Origin of the sequence: Caballeronia sp. ATUFL_F1_KS39 (genome assembly GCF_023630985.1) — a bacterium.
Classification (GTDB): Bacteria; Pseudomonadota; Gammaproteobacteria; order Burkholderiales; family Burkholderiaceae; genus Caballeronia; species Caballeronia zhejiangensis.
On record NZ_JALQDZ010000047.1, the window covers coordinates 1 to 19284 of the forward strand.

The 19284-nt window shown below is 64.5% G+C and carries 15 protein-coding genes and 1 pseudogene; 9 read left to right on the forward strand and 7 right to left on the reverse strand.

The features are described 5' to 3' along the window. Nucleotides 1-280: 280 nt before the first annotated feature. From NCR93_RS24485 to NCR93_RS24500, 4 genes are read right to left on the reverse strand one after another with little or no spacing between them, the layout of a single operon-like run. Nucleotides 281-1660: a CoA transferase gene (locus NCR93_RS24485; RefSeq protein ID WP_175983276.1), complete on the reverse strand. Its 1380-nt coding sequence runs from the start codon at nt 1658-1660 to the stop codon at nt 281-283. Between the two features lie 48 nt (nt 1661-1708). Continuing rightward, nucleotides 1709-2710: a 4-hydroxythreonine-4-phosphate dehydrogenase PdxA gene (gene pdxA, locus NCR93_RS24490; RefSeq protein WP_008347439.1), complete on the reverse strand. Its 1002-nt coding sequence runs from the start codon at nt 2708-2710 to the stop codon at nt 1709-1711. A gap of 35 nt (nt 2711-2745) precedes the next feature. Next, on the reverse strand, nt 2746-3999 hold the full coding sequence (locus NCR93_RS24495; protein WP_175983275.1) for a four-carbon acid sugar kinase family protein: 1254 nt from the start codon (nt 3997-3999) through the stop codon (nt 2746-2748). Further along, on the reverse strand, nt 3996-4994 hold the full coding sequence (locus NCR93_RS24500) for a 2-keto-3-deoxygluconate permease (RefSeq protein WP_008347443.1): 999 nt from the start codon (nt 4992-4994) through the stop codon (nt 3996-3998). The genes NCR93_RS24495 and NCR93_RS24500 overlap by 4 nt, the downstream gene beginning before the upstream one ends. Nucleotides 4995-5257: 263 nt before the next feature. On the opposite strand from NCR93_RS24500, the gene NCR93_RS24505 reads away from it, so the two are divergent. Beyond that, entirely contained in the window at nt 5258-6037 is a 780-nt protein-coding gene (locus tag NCR93_RS24505) for a DeoR/GlpR family DNA-binding transcription regulator (protein ID WP_175983274.1), read from the forward strand. Here the strand turns inward: NCR93_RS24505 and NCR93_RS24510 are convergent. The 3 genes and pseudogenes from NCR93_RS24510 to NCR93_RS24520 all read right to left on the reverse strand — a co-directional run. Continuing rightward, nucleotides 6018-6215: pseudogene (locus NCR93_RS24510) on the reverse strand (thiolase C-terminal domain-containing protein); the annotation flags it as partial. The gene NCR93_RS24505 and the pseudogene NCR93_RS24510 sit on opposite strands and share 20 nt — an antisense overlap. Before the next feature lie 205 nt (nt 6216-6420). Beyond that, the gene (locus NCR93_RS24515; protein ID WP_175983273.1) at nt 6421-8916 is read right to left on the reverse strand and encodes a hybrid sensor histidine kinase/response regulator; all 2496 of its coding nucleotides are present in this window, start codon (nt 8914-8916) and stop codon (nt 6421-6423) included. 438 nt (nt 8917-9354) lie between these two features. Continuing rightward, nucleotides 9355-10692 (reverse strand): aminotransferase-like domain-containing protein, encoded by a 1338-nt coding sequence (locus tag NCR93_RS24520; protein ID WP_175983272.1) that lies wholly within the window; start codon nt 10690-10692, stop codon nt 9355-9357. Nucleotides 10693-10791: 99 nt separating this feature from the next. On the opposite strand from NCR93_RS24520, the gene NCR93_RS24525 reads away from it, so the two are divergent. The 8 genes from NCR93_RS24525 (at nt 10792) to NCR93_RS24565 (ending at nt 19106) form a co-directional block, all read left to right on the forward strand. After that, on the forward strand, nt 10792-11406 hold the full coding sequence (locus tag NCR93_RS24525) for a DJ-1/PfpI family protein (RefSeq protein ID WP_175983271.1): 615 nt from the start codon (nt 10792-10794) through the stop codon (nt 11404-11406). A gap of 197 nt (nt 11407-11603) precedes the next feature. After that, nucleotides 11604-12299, forward strand: coding sequence for a GntR family transcriptional regulator (locus NCR93_RS24530; RefSeq protein ID WP_239295565.1), 696 nt, complete (start codon nt 11604-11606; stop codon nt 12297-12299). 38 nt (nt 12300-12337) lie between these two features. After that, nucleotides 12338-13603: an S-methyl-5-thioribose kinase gene (gene mtnK / locus NCR93_RS24535; RefSeq protein WP_175983269.1), complete on the forward strand. Its 1266-nt coding sequence runs from the start codon at nt 12338-12340 to the stop codon at nt 13601-13603. A gap of 11 nt (nt 13604-13614) precedes the next feature. Next, the gene (gene mtnA / locus NCR93_RS24540; protein WP_175983268.1) at nt 13615-14694 is read left to right on the forward strand and encodes an S-methyl-5-thioribose-1-phosphate isomerase; all 1080 of its coding nucleotides are present in this window, start codon (nt 13615-13617) and stop codon (nt 14692-14694) included. Then, the gene (locus NCR93_RS24545) at nt 14691-15362 is read left to right on the forward strand and encodes an L-fuculose-phosphate aldolase (RefSeq protein WP_008347461.1); all 672 of its coding nucleotides are present in this window, start codon (nt 14691-14693) and stop codon (nt 15360-15362) included. The genes mtnA and NCR93_RS24545 overlap by 4 nt, the downstream gene beginning before the upstream one ends. Nucleotides 15363-15436: 74 nt before the next feature. Then, nucleotides 15437-16552 (forward strand): sugar ABC transporter substrate-binding protein, encoded by a 1116-nt coding sequence (locus tag NCR93_RS24555; protein WP_008347464.1) that lies wholly within the window; start codon nt 15437-15439, stop codon nt 16550-16552. Nucleotides 16553-16572: 20 nt separating this feature from the next. Further along, nucleotides 16573-18108: a sugar ABC transporter ATP-binding protein gene (locus tag NCR93_RS24560; RefSeq protein WP_175983267.1), complete on the forward strand. Its 1536-nt coding sequence runs from the start codon at nt 16573-16575 to the stop codon at nt 18106-18108. Continuing rightward, nucleotides 18105-19106 carry an ABC transporter permease gene (locus NCR93_RS24565; protein WP_175983266.1) on the forward strand — a complete coding sequence of 334 codons (1002 nt, stop codon included), beginning with the start codon at nt 18105-18107 and terminating at the stop codon, nt 19104-19106. Before NCR93_RS24560 ends, NCR93_RS24565 begins: the two co-directional genes overlap by 4 nt. Nucleotides 19107-19284 lie beyond the last annotated feature (178 nt).

Below are 19284 nucleotides of genomic sequence, written 5' to 3' on the forward strand. Positions count from 1 at the left end.
CGGCGGTGCGCCTCGCACCTTGAGATAGTAGTTCTGCCTGCCCGTGATCCAGCGCGCGAGGGCGGTGGATCGCTTTGATTGTGCTTCCATTGCGTGATCCGTGCGAAATCGGGGATGTCAGGCGGAATGCCTGACGATCGGCCGAGAGTTGACACTGACCACGACTTTTAGATGGACATCACAGTGAGCGCAAGGAGACTTATCTGAATAAAAGTAAGGACTCCGTCGACCAAGCGGTCCATCGACCTTCGTTACTCGCTCGACTGCGCAAGCCCACCCCTCACCACCGCGTCTGCGCCGTCCCCGGCGGCGCCGATTCCCTCGCATACCCCGCCGGCGTCCGCGCAAGTTGCGCGCTTGGCCGCACCGCCATCAACGCACCGAATCCCGATTCATACCGCTCCATATACGGCGCGAGATCCGGCTTTGCGATAGCGAACCCGCCGTCCACACGCCCGAGCCCGCGCAACCAATGTCCCGTCTGCGCGAGCGAAACCTCCACATGCCAGCTTCCGCCCTCACGCTGCTGCTTCCACAGCGCCGCCGCCGCGCCGAACGCCATCAAAAATCCGCTCGCCATGTCGAGCATCTGCATCGGCAAGACGCGCGGCTTGCTCTCGCCGGCTGCTTCTCCCTCCGCCGCGTTGAAGCCCATCGCGGTCTGCACGAGCGAATCGAAACCGCGTCGCGCGGCCCACGGTCCCTCGGCGCCATACGCGCTCAACGACGTATAAACGATGCCCGGCCGATGCCGCGCCACTTCATCCGGCCCGAATCCCAGCGACGCGATCCCGCCCGGCCGATACCCCTGCGCGAACACATGCGCGTCATCGATGAGATGCCAGAGCGTCTCGCGATCCGAAGGCGACCGAAGATCGAGCAGCGCCGATCGTTTTCCGCGGCTCGTATCCGCCATAGCCGGAATATTCGGCAGATGCGGTCCGTTCACGAGCATCACGTCCGCGCCGAACGCGGCGAGCGCGCGCCCGCCGACCGGCCCCGCGAGAATGCGCGTGAAATCGAGCACGCGCAGGCCATCGAGCGGACGCGCATCCGCCGATAAAGAAGGCAACGCAAGCGCGGGCGCATCGCCGATACGCGTGATCGTCATCAACGGCTGCGCGGCGATAGCCTGGCCCTGCGGCGTCGCATCCCATTCGTCGAACGTCCGCAGCATCGTCACGACGAGACCGCGCTCCGCCGCCGCGTTCTCGTAGTCGCCCGCGCGCCACGAAAGCAGCGCGCGTTCGGCGTCCTCACGCGTCGCGATGCGCGGATCGAGCCCGAGCAGAAGCAGCGCGCCATCCTGATGATGTTCGAAGTTCGCATGAATCCGCACGTAGCCATCGGCGCATCGATAGAGACCGGAGAAGCGTCCCCATGTCTCCGGCTCCTTGCCGTCCACCGTGAACGCGCCGGTGCATTCGACCGCCGCGTGCGTCATGTCGACGGACACGCGCTGCCGCTCCACGCCGCGCGCGAAACCAAGCTCGCACGCCGCGAGCGCCGCCGCGCCGATGGTCGCCTGCGCCGCCGTGCCGACAGCGAAACTGGAAGGGAAAACCGGATCGCGACCCGGAAGGTCGATGAAAGAAAGCGCATCGTCGGGCAAGCCGGCGATGCGCCATAGGCTGCGCAGCGTATCGAGAGAGGAAGTCATGTCGGGCGCTCCTGAGTCGATGGAGCGCCCATTATCACGCCATATGCGTCATTGACGCCGCGTCGCCAGCTCCGCGCCCTGACGCAGCGCTTCGAGCATGCTGCCTTCATCGGCGATGCCCTTGCCCGCGATATCGAACGCCGTGCCGTGATCGACCGACGTGCGGATCACATCCAGACCGACGGTCACGTTCACGCCCGCTTCGAGACCGAGCACCTTCACCGGACCGTGACCCTGATCGTGATACATCGCGACGACGAGATCGAAGTCGCCACGCCCCGCGCGATAGAACAGCGTATCGGCGGGCAGCGGGCCAGTCACATCGAGGCCGCGTTCCTGCAAGAGCTTCACCGCGGGAATGATCTTTTCCTCTTCCTCGCCGTAACCGAACAGACCGTTCTCGCCCGCATGCGGATTGATCCCGCACACGCCGATGCGCGGCTTCGCGATGCCCGCCTTCACGAGCGTCGCGTTGCCGCGCTCTATCGTGCGTTGCACGAGACCCGGCTCGATCTTGCGGATCGCATCGATGATGCCGATATGCGTCGTCACGTGAATCACGCGCAATTGCGGCGCGACGAGCATCATCGACACTTCTTCCACGCCCGTCAGATGCGCGAGCATTTCCGTGTGACCCGGAAACTTGTGGCCGCCCGCGTGCAGCGCTTCCTTGTTGAGCGGCGCGGTGCAGATCGCGTCGATCTGATTCGCCTGCGCCAGTTCCACGGCGCGCGCGATGTACTGGTAAGCCGCATCGCCCGCAACGGCCGACAGTTCGCCGAAGGGCAGGTCGTCGGGGATGAGACCGAGGTCGATGCAGTCGATCACGCCCGGCTCGTAGCGCGCTTCGGTCGCGTCCTTGATGCGCCGCACCGTCGCTTTGCCGCCGACGATTTCGTTGGCGCGTTCGAGACGCCGCGCATCGCCGATCACGAGCGGACGGCACTGCTTGTAGACCGCGTCGTGCGCGAGGCTCTTGACGACGACTTCCGGTCCGACGCCGCTTGCGTCGCCCATCGTGATGCCGATTACGGGGAGATAGTTGCTCATGATTTTCGTCTGGTGATGTCTGTTTTCAACGCGCTTCAACGCGCGAGGGGAATATCCGCGCCGCGCAAATGCAGGTACGCGCCGAGCAGCGCGTGCTCGCTGCCGAACGCGCCGGCCTTGGTGACGACCGACGGCCCTTTGCCGTTCGATGGCCGTCCGAGCGCGACGCCCGCTTCGATTTCGCGCACGAGTTCGAGGCTGCCGACGTTCGCGGCGGCGAGCATCGCGCGCGCCGTTTCGCCGCCGGTCGCGATCAGCCCGCCGAGCGCATCGAAATGCGGCGCGACGAGCGCGGCGAGCGCGTTCGACAAGCGCGCGCCCTCGGCGGGATCGAACGCGTCGTCGCGGCCGATTCGCACGATCGCGTCTTCCTGGCCGCGCACCGCGTCGCCGATGCGCGCGCTCCACGTTTGCCATTGCGGATGACGCGCGCCGTCGCGCAACACGGCGGGCGGCACGATCATTTCGCACACGCCGGCTTCGGCGCACAGCAGCGCGCATTGACGTTCGGAGATGGCCGACAGGCTGCCGACGAGCGCGAGAATCGGGCCTTGCGCCGGCTCGATAATGCTCGCCGACTGCGTGGAAGCGTCGGTATCGAAGAGATCGGGCAGCGCGGCGAGTTCGCGGGCGAGTCCGCCGGAGCCGACCCAGAAGAACGGCTCATCGACGGAAGCGCTCACGCGTGCGAGCGATGCGAGATCGTCGCTGGTTTCGGCATCGACGATGATCGCGTCGATGCCATTGCCCGACGCCGCCGCCGACGCGATCATCAGCGCGACTTCCTGCGGCGCGGCGCGGAACGCATCGAGCGGAACATGCGCGGCGCGCAGGCCGACCGCGTCCAGCAACTCGCGCAAGCCGGCATGCTGCCCGGCGTGTTCGAGCTGCCACGTTTCCGTGTCTTCGAGCGGCACGCCGCGCACGAACACGCGCGCATCGCGCACCGTGCGGCCCGTCGCGGGAAACGCGGGCGTGACGATCGCCGGACCGGCGACGCGGGTCAGCGCCGCGACTTCGGCGGCCCAGTTGCCGCGCAACGTCGAATCGATCTTCTTGTAGAGACGCCGGCCCGGCGCGCGCAACGCGTGCCACGCGTCGGCCGTGCGCTTCGCGGCGTCGGCGGGCGCGAGGCGGCGCGTGTCGGTGTCGGCGGCGACGACGGTCGCGTTCGCGTCCGATGCGCCCGCGTCGAGCGACACGACCGTCTTGCGGCCCGCCGCCGCGAACGCGATCGCGCAATCGGCCGCGCCCGACAGATCGTCGGCGACGATCAGCAAACTCTTCATTGCGTGGCCCCCCGAGCCTTCGCGGACGAACCCGCATCGCGCCGAGCGTTCACGCGTTTCGCGATGGATGCGGTCAATATCGGCGACACGATCGCCGTCACGACGACGCACGCCGCGACGAGCAGCGTCGCCGACTTGGCCGCCTCGTTGTACACCGGATTCGCCGCCGCGATCAGCGCCGGAACGGCCGCCGCGTTGCCCGCGGTGTTCGCTGCCGCCGCGCCCGCCACGCCCGTGCCGCCCGTCAGACGATCCGCGAAATAGAGCGGAATGCCCGTCACGATGACGACCGCGAAACCCAGTCCGATGCCGAGCAAACCGGCTTGCCAGACCTTGTGCAGATCGAGGCTCGCGCCCAGCGCCAGCGCGAAGAACGGAATCATCACCGGGACGGCGCGGCCGAGAAACTCGCGCATCTCGCGATCGAGATTGCCGAGCAGCATGCCGACCGCGAGCGGCAGAATGCTGCCGACGAGCGTCGGCCACGGAAACGCGGACAAACCGGCGACGCCGAGCGTGACCATCGTCAGGAACGGGCCGGATTCGAGCGACATGATCGTGTACGCGCCCACGTCTTCCGAGCGGCCGTACTGGCCCATCAGCGCCATGTAGAGGCCGCCGTTGGTGTCGTTCATCGCGGCGACGACGGCGAGCGTCGAAATGCCCGCGAACAGTCCCGATGAAATCGGCTGCTCGCCCAGGAAATGCCCGAGCACGATGCCCGCGATGATTGCCGTGCCGACCTTGGTCACGAACAGCGCGCCGCCTTTCTTCAGCAGATAAGGCGTCGCCTTCACGTCGATGCTGGCGCCCATGCATACGTAGAACACCGCGAGAATCGGCAGCGCGCCGGTGAAGAGCGCGTTCGTGAACGAGCCGAAGAACTTCGGCATGCCCGGCATGAACGTCGCGATCAGCGAGCCGATGAGCAACGGGACGATCATCATCCCGCCAGGAACGCGCTCGACGGCGCGCTTGATGTGAAGTTGAGCCATGAAGTCTCCTGAGTGGTCTTTGTCCGATTCGATCATCGATTGATCGAATCGATCAAATCGCAGTGTAGTCCTCCCGTTTGTTTTGCGCAATTTGGTCGTTCTAGGCGTTTACTCTGATCGATGTCGATCATTCCGACTGTTCGAATGACCAAATCGATCAAAATATCGGCCGTGCGCTCGACACGAACCGCGAGCATTCGACGGACCCGGCCGGTTCGCTACACTGTGCGTCGCCGCCAGAACCGTCAAAAGAAAGGAACAGGATGAAAGTCGAGAAACGCCGCGAAGCCATGTTGAAGGCCGTGCTCTCCGGCATGAACGATGTCGCCGCGCTGTGCGAGCACTTCGGCATGTCGGAGGCGACGGTGCGCCGCGACCTGCGCGCGCTCGCCGACGAACGGCGCATCGTGCGCACGTATGGCGGCGCGGCGTCGGTCGGGATGCACGAGCCGGAAGAATCGCTCGATACGCGGCGCGAGAGCTATCGCGAGCAGAAGGAAGCGATCGCGCGCGCGGCGGCGCGTCACGTTCAGGACGGCGACACGATCTTTCTCGACGGCGGCACGACGACCGCCGCGCTCGCGCGCTGCCTCGCCGGGCGCGCCGAGATTCACGTCGTGACGAACAATCTGCTGGCGGTGAACACGCTCGCGGCGGCGGATGTGCGCGTGACGCTGATCGGCGGCGACGTGCGGCCATCGAGCATGAGCACGCTCGGACCGATCGCGCAGGTGGCGCTCACGCGCGTCACGTTCGACAAGGCGTTTCTCGGCGCGGATGGTGTCGTCGCGGGCCGCGGGCTGTGCGAGGCGACGGCGGAGCAGGCGTTTCTGAAGGAATGCATCGCGGGCCAGGCGGCGGGCGTGTTCGTGCTCGTCACGTCGAACAAGCTGGAGCGCGCGAATCAGCAGCACTGGACGCCGCTGGAACGCAACTGGACGCTCGTCACCGATGCATGGGCCGAAGCGCCGGTGCTCGCGCGCTTCGAAGAGCGGGGGAATGTGACGGTGGAGACGGCGCAGGTTACGTCGAAAGAATCGTGACCAGCGCGACGGCGGAATCGCCTGCGAGCTGACCGCCGTTATGCTCGGCGAGCGCGACTTTCGCGCCTGGCCGTTGCCGCGCGCCCGCCCGGCCGCGCAACTGCTGCGTCAACTCGACGATCTGCGCGAGCCCGGTCGCGCCGACCGGATGACCGCGCGAAAGCAATCCGCCGTTCGGCCGAAAGCGACGGCGGCGAGGGCAATCGCGGGCGCCGCGCCGGCGATGCGCGTCGACGAATTTCTCGACGACAGCGATTTCCTCGCCGACGTGCTCTCGTCCGCGCGCGATGCGAACGGCAGGTTCTGGCCTGTGCTGAAGCAGCCATATCCGCTGACGAAAACGCCCGCGCGCGTGCGCGCCGTGCCGGGCGCGCCGCAACGCGTCAGACGCGCCCCGCCAGCGCCAGCACGCGCTCCAGCTCCGGAAGATCTACCGGCTTGACGAGATGCGCGTCGAAACCGGCGGCGCGCGTGCGGGCCATGTCCTCGTCGGAGCCGAGGCCCGTCATCGCCGCGACGATGACGTGCTTGCCATCGTCACGCATGCGGCGGATCACGTCGAAACCCGTCAGGCCGGGCATCGACAGATCGAGCAGCACGACCTGCGGCCGCGCCGCTTCGAACGATTCGAGCGCGTGCGACCCGTCGTAGGCGGCGCGCGCGTTGTGGCCGAGCATGTCGACGAGCAGTGTCATGCTGTCGGCGGAATCGCGATTGTCGTCGACGACGAGCACATCGAGCTGACGTCCCTCCGTAGCGGCCGGCGTGCCGCTCGCAGGCGTGCCGCGCGCGGGCGGCTCGGCGAGCGGCAGCCACAGCGAGAACGCGCTGCCTCGTCCGGCGCCGCCGCTTTTCGCCTCGACGTGGCCGCCGTGCAGTTCCGCGATCGCGCGCACGAGCGTGAGGCCGATGCCGAGCCCGCCTTCGTCGGCATGCGCGCCCGGCGGATGCTCCTGCACGAACAGATCGAACACGGTGCCGAGCGCTTCGGGCGAGATGCCGCGGCCTTCGTCGATGACCCGCACCAGCACCGTGCCCCCGCGCGGGCCGACTTCGAGCGTGATGGTCGAGCCGTGCGGGCTGAATTTCGACGCGTTGTTGAGCAGATTGTTGAGCGCCTGCACGAGCCGCGTCGGATCGCCGTTGACGAAAAGCGGCTGGCCGCTGTCCTGAACGTCGATGCGCTGTCCGCGCTCGTCGAACGATGGCTGGCTCGCCTCGACGCTCAGGTGCACGACATCCGCGATATCGACGATGTCCGTCGAAAGACGGATCTTGCCCGAGCTGACGCGCCCCGCTTCGAGCAGATCGTCGACGAGCTTCGTCAGATGCGCGAGCTGGCGGTCGACGATCTGACGGCTGCGGATCACGTCGGCGTCGTCGGACGATTTCAGCTTGAGGATGCTGACCGCGTTGCGGATCGGCGCGAGCGGATTGCGCAACTCGTGGCCGAGCAGCGCGAGGAACTCGTTCATGCGCCGGCTCGACGCTTCGAGTTCTTCGAGACGCCGCCGCGCGGTCATGTCGCGCGTGATCTTGACGAAGCCTTGCGCGCCGCCGTTCTTGTTGGGCAGCGCGCTCAGCATGACGTGCGCCCAGAACTCGGTGCCGTCCTTGCGAACGTGCCAGTCCTCGTGTTCGACGCGGCCGCGCTTCGCGGCGAGCGCGAGATCGTCGGTCGGACGGTCGCGGCCGTGTTCGTCCGAGGTGTAGAAAAGCGCGAAATGCCGGCCGATCGCTTCGGCCGCCGTGAAGCCGTAGATCTCGCGCGCGCCTTCGTTCCACGAGCGCACGTAGCCGTTCTGGTCGAGCATGCAGATCGCGTAGTCGCTCACCGAATCGATGAGCAGGCGCAGCCGTTCGTTCGCCTCGTTCGCGACGTGCCGGTCGGTGATGTCGTGCACGAAGCACGCGAACTGGCGCTGGCCTTCGTACCAGACTTCGCTGATCGTCAGCTCGGCGGCGAACTCGGTGCCGTCGCGGCGCAGCGCGGGCAACTCGACGCGCGTGTTGATGATGCGCGCCTCGCCCGTCGCGAGATAACGCGTGAGGCCCGTGCGGTGCGCGTCGCGAAAGCGCTCCGGCACGATGAACGACGCGAGTTCCCGGCCCGCGACTTCGCGATGTTTCCAGCCGAAAAGCACGCTCGCGGCCTCGTTCCATTCGACGACCATGCCGGCTTCGTCCATCGATACGAATGCGACGTGCGCGTTGTCGAGCACGGTCTGACGGCGGCGCAGGGCGTCGGCGAGCTTCTTCTCGTATTCGATGCGCAGCGACGACTCGACGGAGAGATCCGCGGCGACGCTGGCTTTCTCCCGCAGCAGCGCGCGATTTTCCTGCGCGATCTCCTCGCGCGCGATGGTTTCCGCGATGCACGCGCAAAACGCATCGAGGATGCTGATGTCCGAATGTCCGAAATAGTCGACTTCGCCGGAGATGAGCTTCAGCACGGCGACCGAGCGGCCTTCGTAGACGACGGGCGCGACGACCATCGACACGGCGCCGACGGCTTTGCACGCCGCGCGGTCGACGCGATGATCCGTCGCCGAATTGCGGCAGATGAGCGCTTGCTGGCGCGTGATGCAAAGCCCGGACAGACTGCCGGCCGTGGGCAGCCGCACGCCGATGTGCGCCGCCGCCTTGCCGCTTGCCGCGCGGTAGTGGAGCGTGTCGCCCTCGATCCATTCCACGACGGCGGACGCGACGCCCGCGACTTCTCTCAGCGTGTCAGTGACTTTCTGCAGATAAGCGTTAAGCGGGAGCCGCGAATGGGCGAGGCTGGCGAACGTGGCGAACCATCGCTGGAAATGCGCCTGACGCGTATGTTCCGCCTTGATTTTCTTTTCCGGTGTCGACGCCTCGTATTGAGTCCGCATAGGGTATTTCCAATCGATGGATTCGCGATCTTCGAGTCGCGGAGATATCGGGTTTTTTGCGACGGATTAATCGCTCAATTGGAACACAAATACGGCCGCAATCGTTTGCTGTTCGAGAAGATTTTTAGAGGCTTGGGCCGCCGATGAAGCGCGTCGGGGCGGCATGCCGGGGATTATTGACTGGATCGTAAGCGGTTATGGGCATAAGTACGACAAATGACCGGTTGTGCATTCGCGGATTTATTGCGTGAGTATTAATTCCGTGCCGATGGGCGGATGGCGGTAAATTCGGCTTGCTTTCTTTCGCGCGTTCGGATTTGCGATGCGGGAAAGGACCCCTCGCGGCGGATGGTTTATTTCGTTATCCGGAAAATGCGGTTCGCCCGAATTGGTTTATTGGGCGATTATTACGCTATTGCTTTTGCGGTTGCTTCAGGTTCAATACGCATACCTCGCCACGACTTCCGCGACGCGCCCCAACGCGTCGCCCAACGTCGCCACATCCACCGATCCCAGCGCCAGCCGCAGCGCATGCGGCACCTGCGCCGCCGTGCAAAACGGCTCGGCCGTCGATACGGAAATCCGCTCTTCCATCAGCGCCGCCGCGATGCGATCCGCGCGCACTTCCTCGGGCATCGGCAGCCACAGAAAGTACGACGCCGGATGCGTCACGCGCTTCAAACGCCCCAACGCACGCGCCGCGATGAGTTGGCGCATCGACGCATCCGCGCGCTTTTCCGCTTCGAGTCTCTCGACCGTGCCGTCCGCGAGCCAGCCGCACGCGATGGCCGTCATGACGCCCGGCGTGTTCCACGTCGTCACGCGGATGGCGCGCTCGATCTTCGGCACCCATTCGGATGGCGCGACGACATAGCCGACACGCAGTCCCGTCGCCACGTTCTTCGAAAAGCCGGATACGTACACCGTCAGTTCCGGCGCGATCGCGGCGAGCGGCGGCGGAGCGTCATCGGCGAGAAAGGCATAGGCCGCATCCTCAATGATGAAAAAGCCATGCCTGCGCGCAAGCGCTGCCAGTTGCCTGCGCCGCGTCGCCGTCATCACCCAGCCGAGCGGATTGTGCAGCGTCGGCATCGTGTAGACCGCGCGCACGCGGCGCCGCTTGCACAACGCCTCGAGCGCGTCGGGATCGGGGCCCGTGCCCGATGCGCGTATCGGCGCGAGTTCGATCCGGTGCGCGTCGGCGAGCAGCTTGAAGCCGGGATAGGTCAGCGTATCGACCGCAACCACATCGCCGGGTTTCAAGAGCGCCGTGACCGTCGTGGCGAGGCCGTGCTGCGCGCCATCGACGAGCATCACGCGATCCGCGCTCACATCGAGACCACGGCGCGCGAGATGACGCGCGACCGTCGCCCGATCGCGGGCGCGTCCGCCATGCGGCTGATAGCGCAACAGCGCTTCCAGATCGCCCGCCGATGACAACTGCCGCAACGCACTGCGCAACAGTTCCGCCTGGCCGGCGAGCGCGGGGTAGTTGAAGTTGAGGTCGACCATGTCCGCGGCGATCGCGACCTGATCGATGCCGAGCGCTCGCGAAAGCGTCGTTTCCTTCACGAACGTACCGCGTCCCGTTTCGCCGCTGACGAGTCCCATCGCGTTCAGTTCGGCATACACGCGCGTCGCGGTCACGATGCCGAGCCGCTCGCGCGCGGCCAGCTCGCGATGCGTCGGCAGACGCGTGCCGGGCTTGAGGCGGCCGGAACGAATGTCATCGACGAACCTGTCGACGATCTGCTTGTAGCGCGGTGGTTTCGGCATGAGCGCCCATTCCCGATGTATCCATGACAATTCTTTGATTGTATTCGTCTCGCGCCGTAGCATGCACTCATGCGTTCCATGCGATGAAAGGAGAACATCATGCATATCGCCATTCTCACGTTCGACGGCTTCAACGAACTCGACTCACTGATCGCGCTCGGCATTCTCAATCGCGTGAAAAAGCCTGGCTGGAAGGTGTCGATTGCATGTCCATCGGACGAAGCGCGTTCGATGAACGGCGTCGTGCTCAAAGCACAAGCCACGCTCGAAGACGCCGCGCAGGCCGATGCCGTGATCGTCGGCAGCGGCATGCTCACGCGCGAAGTCGTCGCGGATCAATCGCTGATGGCGCGCATCAGGCTCGATCCCGCGCGCCAGTTGCTGGCGGCGCAATGCTCGGGCACGCTCGTCCTCGCGAAGCTCGGACTTCTTCGGGACGTCCCCGCCTGCACCGATCTGACGACCAAGCCGTGGGTCGAGGAAGCGGGCGTGCGCACGCTCGATCAGCCGTTCGTCGCAAACGGCAATGTCGCGACGGCGGGTGGGTGCCTCGCATCGCAATATCTCGCGGCGTGGGTGATCGCGCGGTTCGAAGGCGTCGAAGCGGCGCGCAGTGCAATGCATTACGTCGCGCCCGTCGGCGAAAAGGAAGCCTACGTCGAGCGCGCGATGAAAAACATCGCGCCTTACATCGACGTCGCCGCGCTCGCCTGAGTGGCGAAAATCGTGCACCGCAAAGCCCGTCGCATTGCGCACGACGGGCTTTTTCATGCTGCACGTGCGCAAAGAAAACCGCCTGTATAAAGCAGTAAACGCTTCGGGAAAGTCCCTACGGAAACATCAGACGTCTGATGTATATTTCATGGACTGTCATCCGAGAGAGCCTCATGCGACTGAGCGTCGAGCGATCGATGAGCGACAAGATCCAGGAGTCGCTCCTCACCATGATCCGCGAGCGCAAGCTCAAGCCCGGCGACCAGATTCCCACTGAAATAGAGCTTTGCGAGCTGCTCGGCGTCGGACGGTCGAGCTTGCGCGAAGCGGTTGCGCAGATGATCTCGCATGGCTTGCTGTCGCGTCAGCAAGGCAAGGGCACCTTCATCAGACAAATTTCGCTGAAGCTGCACGGCGGACTCGATGATCTGATGTCGGTGACGGACATGATTCGCAGCGTGGGCGCAGTGCCATCGACGAGTCGCATCCACACGGACACCGTCGCCGCATCGGAAAGTCTCGCGGAAAAGCTCGCGATCAGGCCCGGCGATCCATGCGTGCGAATCGAGCGCGTGCGGCGCGCGGACGACGCCATCGCCGCGTATTGCATCGACACGATCCCGAAGCGCGTGTTCGATGCGGCCGAAGGCGATCTGGGCGAATCGCTTTTCGGCATGTTCGAGCGCACGGGACGGCGGCTGTCGCATACACATACGTCGATACAGCCGACCATTCTCACGCCGCGCGATCTGCCCGAACTGGGCGACGGTTTCGGTCTGTTTCTGCTGCTGGACGAAGTGGATTTCGATCAGAGCGGCGAGCCGCTTTGCTATAGCAACGACTACTACAACACGAGCATCTTCAAGTTCGATCTGGTGCGCAAGCGTCGCTGACTGGGATGCGCGCACGGGCAACATCGGAGGAGACACCGATGGAGTTTGAAGCTTTCACCGCGCAGGAACTCGCTGCCTATCTCGGCGGCGTGCCCGACGTGCGCGCGTTGCTGGGCGAGCCCGACGATCTCGAAGTCGTCGAAGTCGGCGATGGCAATCTGAACTATGTGTACTTCGTGACCAACGCGAAGACGCCGCAGCGCAGTGTCGTCGTCAAGCAGGCGCCGCCGTTCCTGCGGCTCGTCGGCAAGACGTGGCCGCTTTCATGTCAGCGCATGGAGCATGAAGTCGCGGCGTTGCGGCGCTTCGGCGCGCTGTGTCCGCAGCATGTGCCGAAGGTTTATCACGCCGACAGCAAGCGCTTTCTGATGGTGATGCAGCATCTCGCGTCGCATCGCATTCTGCGTCAAGGTCTGATGGATGGCACGACGTATCCGCGTCTCGCGAATCATCTGTCGAGCTATCTCGCGCATACGCTGTTCTACGGCTCCGATCTCTTTCTCGCGCCCGATATCAAGAAGCAGGCCGCGAGCGCCGCGGTCAACTCGGAGTTATGCAAGATCACCGAGGATCTCGTCTTCACGTATCCGTTCGAGGATCATCCGTCGAACATGTATAGCCCCGCCTTGCCGAAGGCCGCGATCGAAAGGTTGCGAACGCACGAGCCTTTGCGCATCGCGGCCGCCGACATGAAGTGGGCGTTCATGAATCACGCCGAGACCTTGCTGCATGGCGATCTGCATACCGGCTCGATCATGGTCAACGAAGACGAAACCTTCGTGATCGATCCGGAGTTCGCGTTCTATGGACCGATGGGCTTCGACGTCGGCGCGCTCATCGCGAATCTGCTGCTCGCATATTTCTCGCGCGACTGGCACGGCCGCATCGACGGACGCGATCCCGTCGCGTATCAGGAATGGCTGCTCGAACAGATGACGCGCATCTGGACCGGCTTCAGCACGCAGTTCCTCGAACTGTGGCGCGATCACGAGAGCCGCAGCAAGCGGCGCTTCATCGGCGGCGAAGCGGAAAGCCGCGCGCTCAGCGCGTATCGCGCGCATTTCATGCGGCGTTTGCTGGCGGATACGCTGGGCTTCGCGGGCTGCAAGATGATTCGCCGCATCGTCGGCATGGCGAAGGTGGCGGAGATCACGCGCATTCCGGATGCCGAGGCGCGCGCGCGTATCGAAGTGCGTTGCCTGCGTTGCGCGGAAGCGTTGCTCGTTGGACGCGCGACGTTCGGCGATATCGAACAGGTTGCGATGCTCGCGCGCGAAATTCAGCGCGACACCGCGACGATGTGACAGGAGACTTCATGGCTTCGCAGCCCTTGTTCAGCACGCTTCCCCCGACGATCGAATGGCGCGACGGCGATCTGCTGCTGCTCGATCAGACGCGTCTGCCGCATGAGATCGTCGTGGAGAACATCGCCGACGTGAAAGCGGTATGGCGCGCCATCCGCGAGTTGCGCGTGCGCGGGGCGCCGGCTATCGGCGTGGCGGCGGCGTACGGGCTTTGCATCGCGATGCGTGATTCGACGACGCTTCCGGTTGCGCTGTATCGCGCGGAGCTGGAACGTCATGCGAACTGGCTCGAAACGGCGCGGCCTACCGCGGTGAACCTGAGCTGGGGCGTGCGGCGCATGCTGCGTCACGCACGCGATATCGACGCGAAAGATAGCGCGACGCTTCACGCGGCGCTCGTCGAAGAAGCGAAGCGAATCCACGATGAAGACCGCGCGCTGTGCGAAGGCATCGGCGAGCATGGCATGCCGTTGATACGCGAAGGCATCGGCGTGCTCACGCACTGCAATGCGGGCGCGCTCGCAACGACGGGCATCGGCACGGCCACCGCGCCGATCTATGCGGCGCGTCGCGCGGGCCTCGCGTTCAAGGTCTACGCCGATGAAACGCGTCCGCTTCTGCAAGGCGCGCGGCTTACCGCGTTCGAACTGCAGCAGGCGGGCGTCGACGTCACGCTCATCATGGATAGCGCGGCCGCATCGATCATGTCGCAAGGGCTCGTCGATCTCGTGATCGTCGGGACGGATCGCGTCGCGGCGAACGGCGATTTCGCCAACAAGATCGGTACGCTCGGACTTGCCATCGCTGCGAATCACTACGGCATTCCGTTCTATGTCGCGTGTCCTTCATCGACGCTCGATCTGCAAACGGCAAGCGGATCGCGCATCGAAATCGAAGAGCGCGACGCCGAGGAAATCACGCATCTCGCCGGACGACGCATCGCGCCCGATGCGATGCAGGCGCGCAATCCCGCGTTCGACGTGACGCCGCATGCGCTCGTCAGCGGCTTCATCACGGAACGCGGCATCGTGCGCGCGCCGTTCGAGCGCTCGTTGCGCACGCTGTTCGACGCAGAGGGGACCGCCGCATGATCGCGGCCGATGAAAGCGCGTTGCGCCGCGCGATCGTCGATACGTCGCTCGAAATGGAGCGGCTCGGCATCAATCAGGGCACATCGGGCAATGTGAGCGCGCGGTATCGCGATGGCTTTCTTGTCACGCCGAGCGGCGTGTCGGCGCGCGAGCTCGACGAGCAACAGATCGTGTGGCTGCCGCTCGACGTTACCGACGATGCCGACATTCTTCGCATCGCACGGCCGTCGTCGGAATGGCGCATTCATCGCGACATCCTGCGCGCGCGTGACGATATTCATGCGGTCGTGCATACGCATTCGATCGCCGCGACCGCGCTCGCCATTCATGGCCGCGACATTCCCGCGCTGCATTACATGGTCGCGGCGGCGGGCGGCAAGTCGATACGTTGCGCGCCTTATGCGATCTTCGGCAGCCAGGCATTGTCGGATCACGCGCTTGCCGCGCTGGACGAGCGTCGCGCATGTCTGCTGGCGCATCATGGCGTGATCGCGCTCGGCACCGATCTCTCGCGCGCCGTGTGGCTCGCGCATGAAGTGGAAGTGCTCGCGAAGCAATATCTGCTGGCGTTGCAGATCGGCGCACCGCCTTTGCTTTCCGATCAACAGATGGAAGAAGTGCTGGAGAAGTTCAAGACATACGGCAAGCGCAATACGGAGGATCGCTGATACGCGCGTGACGGGAAGCGATGCCTCATCGCAAGAACAAATCGCATTGAACAACTCGTACAACGGAGACAGTCATGGCCTGGAGCTCGGCAAGATTCGACAGTTGGGGAACGTTCGGCAAATCCACGGGCGCGGCGTTGCTCTGCGCGGCGGCCGCGTTGAGCGGATGCTCGAAGAGCGACAACTCGTCGTCGACAAGCAGCACCAACGCGGCATCGGGCGCGAACGCGGCGGCTAGCGCGCCGGCGAGTGCGCCGGCCGCAACCTCGGCGGGCGGCAAGACGAAGATCGGCTTTTCGATCGCGACTTTGAACAACGCGTTCTTCGTCGGATTGAAGGCGGGCGTGGAGCGCGGCGCGAAGGATCAGGGCTTCGAGCTCGTGCAGACCAACGCGAACGGCGACGCGCAGCAGCAGGTCAACGATGCGATCAATCTGCTGAGTCAGGGCGTGACGGCGCTCGTGCTGAATCCGATCGATTCGAAGGCGATCATTCCCGCTGTCGAGAAAGCCAACTCGATGAACATACCCGTCTTCACGCTCGATCGCGGCTCGGACGGCGGCAAGGTCACGTCCTTCGTTGCATCGGATAACGTCGCGCTCGGGCAGACGGGAGCGAAGTGGATCGCCGAGCAACTGAAGAAGCGCTATGGCGAAGAGAAGGGCAACGTGGTCGACCTGATCGGTCTTGTCGGCACGACCGCCGCGACGGATCGCGAAAAGGGCTTCAGCGAAGAGATCGCGAAGTATCCGAACATCAAGGTCGTCGCGCGTCAGGAAGGCGCGTTCGACCAGGAGAAGTCGCTCAACGCGATGACGAGCATCCTGCAGAAATTCCCGCAGATCGATGCGGTGTTCGGCGCCAACGATGACAACACGGTGGGCGCGGAAAAGGCCATCGACAATGCGGGCCGCTACAAGCCGCTGGGCGACAAGGAGCACATTCTCGTGATCGGCGCGGACGGCACCGCGCAGGCGCTGTCCGCGATTCGCGCGGGCAAGCAGGATGCGACGATCTCGCAGAACCCGATCCAGATGGCGGCGAAGTCGCTGCAGTTCATCGCGGATTACAACGCGAAGAAGGACGTGCCCGCGAACTATGCGTGGCCGACGATGCTCATCGACAAGTCGAACATCGATTCGGACGAAGTGAAGAAGTACGGCCTGTGGTCCGAGGAAGTGAAGCAGTAAGGCCAACCGGAACGCGCGACATGACAGTCGAAACGGCAGCACTCGCGCACACGGCTTCGCACGCGGCGAAGCCGTTGTTGCACATGCAGGGCATCGTCAAGAGCTTCCCCGGCGTGAAGGCGCTGCGTGGCGTGAGCCTGGAGTTGCAGGCGGGTCACGTGATGGCGATCGTCGGCGAGAACGGGGCGGGCAAGTCGTCGCTCGTGAAGGTGTTGTCGGGCGCATATGAACCCGACGAAGGCACGATCGAGATCGACGGCATGCCGCTCGCGCGTGGCACGAATGCGGCAATCGATGCGGGCGTGGCCGTCATTTATCAGGAGCTTTCGCTCATCAACGACATGACGGTCGCGGAAAATCTGTTCCTCGGCCGCATGCCTTCGCGCAACGGCTTCGTGATGATGCGCGAGGCGAACACGATGGCGCGCGAAGCGCTCGCGCGCGTCGGCCTCGACAACGTGCCGCCCTGGATGCGGCTCGGCGATCTGCCGTTGAACAAGCGGCAACTCGTCGAAGTGGCGAAGGCGATTGCACGCGATGCGCGCATCCTCGTGATGGACGAACCGACTGCCGCGCTGCAAAGCCACGACATCGAGAATCTGTATGCGGTCGTGCGCCGCCTGCGCGCGGAAGGCATGGGCATCATCTTCATCTCGCATCATCTGGAGGAGGTGTTCGAGCTTGCGGATTCCGCTGTCGTGATGCGCGATGGCGCGACCGTCGGCGCGCGCCCGATGTCCGCATGGACCGAAGCCGATCTCGTGCAGGCGATGGTCGCGCGCAATCTCGAATCGTTCTATCCGTGGGAGCCGCGCGAGTATGGTCCGGTCGTGCTCGAAGTGCGCAATCTCGCGAGCGCGCCGCTTCTGCGCAATGCGAGCTTCACGGTGCGCGCGGGCGAGATCGTCGGCATTGCGGGCATCGCGGGTGCGGGACGCACCGAGCTGCTGAAGACGATCTTCGGCGCGTTGCCGGTGACGAGCGGCGAGATTCTCGTCAAGGGGAAGAAGGTCAGCAATCATTCGCCGACGCAAGGCGTGCGTCATGGGCTTGTCTATACGTCGGAGGATCGCAAGCTCGAAGGGCTGGTGCTGGAGGCGAATATCGAAGAGAACGTCGCGCTGTCGAGCCTCAAGGCGCTGGCGAGCGGCGGCTTCGTGAGCCGCGTGAAGAAGCGCAGGCTCGCGCAGGAAGCGAGTGCGCGCTTCGGCGTGCGTGCGTCTTCGGTGTTGCAGATCACGGGAACGCTTTCGGGCGGCAATCAGCAGAAGGTGATTCTTGGCCGCGCGACGGCGACGAGTCCGGTCGTCATCATGCTCGATGAACCGACGCGCGGCATCGACGTGGGCGCGAAGTCGGAGATCTACGCGCACATGGTGACGATGGCGCGCGCGGGCGCGGCGGTCGTCATGGTGAGTTCGGAGCTGCCGGAGTTGCTGGGCATGTCGGATCGCGTGCTGGTGATGTATCGCGGCAGCATCGTGACCGAGATCGCGCGCGACAAGGCGGATTCGGAAACGGTCATTCAGTGGGCAACGACAGGAGCAGGCGCATGACCTCCACGGCAGCCGATCGTTCGGATACGGAGGCGCTGTCGCGCCGTGTGATCCGTCAGTTGAGGAGCGGCATCGGACCTTTGTTCGCGGCGCTCGTCATCATCTGTATTGCGTTGTCGATTGCATCGCCCGAGTTTCTTACGACGAGCACGCTGACCAACATCATGGTGCAGGTGTCTGTGGTCGGCATCGCGGCGGTGGGCGGGACGTTCGTCATCATCACGTCCGGCATCGATCTTTCTGTCGGATCGCTCGTTGCGTTGAGCGGGATGGTCGCGGCGACCGTCATGGCGGGGTCGAGTCCGGGCGCGGTCGGATTGGGCGTTGCGGGGTTGTGTGTGGCGCTCGCGGTGGGCGCGTTCGCGGGCGCGCTGAATGGGCTCGTGATTTCGTGGCTGAGGCTCGTGCCGTTCATCGTCACCCTTGCCGCGATGGCCATGGCGCGTGGCCTGACGCTCGCCATTTCCGATGGCCGCACCAAGTTCGATTTTCCTGACGCGTTCACGATGTTCGGTGCGAAGACCGTTGCTGGCTTGCCTATGCCGATGGTCGTGATGCTCGTCGTGTTCGTCGTCGGACATGTGTTGCTGCGCAAGACGACGTTCGGGCATCAGGTGTTCGCCGTCGGCGGGAATCAGGAAGCGGCGCGGCTTGCCGGGATTCCGGTTCGACGCGTGGTGTTCTTCACTTACATGCTTGCCGGTGCGACGGCGGCGATTGCAGGCATCGTGCTCGCCGGGCGGTTGAATTCCGCTTTGCCTTCGGCGGCTAATGGACTGGAGTTGCAGGTTATCGCGGCTATTGTGATTGGGGGGACTTCGCTGGCGGGCGGGCGTGGGTCCATCGTCGGGACTTTTATCGGTGTCGTGCTGATTGGGGTCATCAATGTTGGGCTCTCTCTTCTTGGGGTGAATCCGTTCTGGACGCAGTTCATTCAAGGCGGTGTCATCTTTGCTGCGGTCTTGCTCGATGCGCTTAGTCAGCGGAGAAAGGTTTGATGGTTTTTGCTTCTTATCGCCGGATCCCGCTGTCGTGTCGGTCTATTAGCGTTGCCCCTGTGCGGGGCGGCAGTCACTTTCTTTGCTGCTGCAAAGAAAGCAACTGTATTGAGCGTCAAGGGTTGAGTTGGTAAGGATCATGGTTTTGGGGGATTCCAAGTTGTGCCGTCGCGCATCA

What these genes read in the sequence shown, in the direction of transcription:
- NCR93_RS24485 (WP_175983276.1), bottom strand. Translation starts at nt 1,660, where the DNA reads ATGACTTCCTCTCTCGATACGCTGCGCAGCCTATGGCGCATCGCCGGC.
- pdxA (WP_008347439.1), bottom strand. Translation starts at nt 2,710, where the DNA reads ATGAGCAACTATCTCCCCGTAATCGGCATCACGATGGGCGACGCAAGC.
- NCR93_RS24495 (WP_175983275.1), bottom strand. Translation starts at nt 3,999, where the DNA reads ATGAAGAGTTTGCTGATCGTCGCCGACGATCTGTCGGGCGCGGCCGAT.
- NCR93_RS24500 (WP_008347443.1), bottom strand. Translation starts at nt 4,994, where the DNA reads ATGGCTCAACTTCACATCAAGCGCGCCGTCGAGCGCGTTCCTGGCGGG.
- NCR93_RS24505 (WP_175983274.1), top strand. Translation starts at nt 5,258, where the DNA reads ATGAAAGTCGAGAAACGCCGCGAAGCCATGTTGAAGGCCGTGCTCTCC.
- NCR93_RS24515 (WP_175983273.1), bottom strand. Translation starts at nt 8,916, where the DNA reads ATGCGGACTCAATACGAGGCGTCGACACCGGAAAAGAAAATCAAGGCG.
- NCR93_RS24520 (WP_175983272.1), bottom strand. Translation starts at nt 10,692, where the DNA reads ATGCCGAAACCACCGCGCTACAAGCAGATCGTCGACAGGTTCGTCGAT.
- NCR93_RS24525 (WP_175983271.1), top strand. Translation starts at nt 10,792, where the DNA reads ATGCATATCGCCATTCTCACGTTCGACGGCTTCAACGAACTCGACTCA.
- NCR93_RS24530 (WP_239295565.1), top strand. Translation starts at nt 11,604, where the DNA reads ATGAGCGACAAGATCCAGGAGTCGCTCCTCACCATGATCCGCGAGCGC.
- mtnK (WP_175983269.1), top strand. Translation starts at nt 12,338, where the DNA reads ATGGAGTTTGAAGCTTTCACCGCGCAGGAACTCGCTGCCTATCTCGGC.
- mtnA (WP_175983268.1), top strand. Translation starts at nt 13,615, where the DNA reads ATGGCTTCGCAGCCCTTGTTCAGCACGCTTCCCCCGACGATCGAATGG.
- NCR93_RS24545 (WP_008347461.1), top strand. Translation starts at nt 14,691, where the DNA reads ATGATCGCGGCCGATGAAAGCGCGTTGCGCCGCGCGATCGTCGATACG.
- NCR93_RS24555 (WP_008347464.1), top strand. Translation starts at nt 15,437, where the DNA reads ATGGCCTGGAGCTCGGCAAGATTCGACAGTTGGGGAACGTTCGGCAAA.
- NCR93_RS24560 (WP_175983267.1), top strand. Translation starts at nt 16,573, where the DNA reads ATGACAGTCGAAACGGCAGCACTCGCGCACACGGCTTCGCACGCGGCG.
- NCR93_RS24565 (WP_175983266.1), top strand. Translation starts at nt 18,105, where the DNA reads ATGACCTCCACGGCAGCCGATCGTTCGGATACGGAGGCGCTGTCGCGC.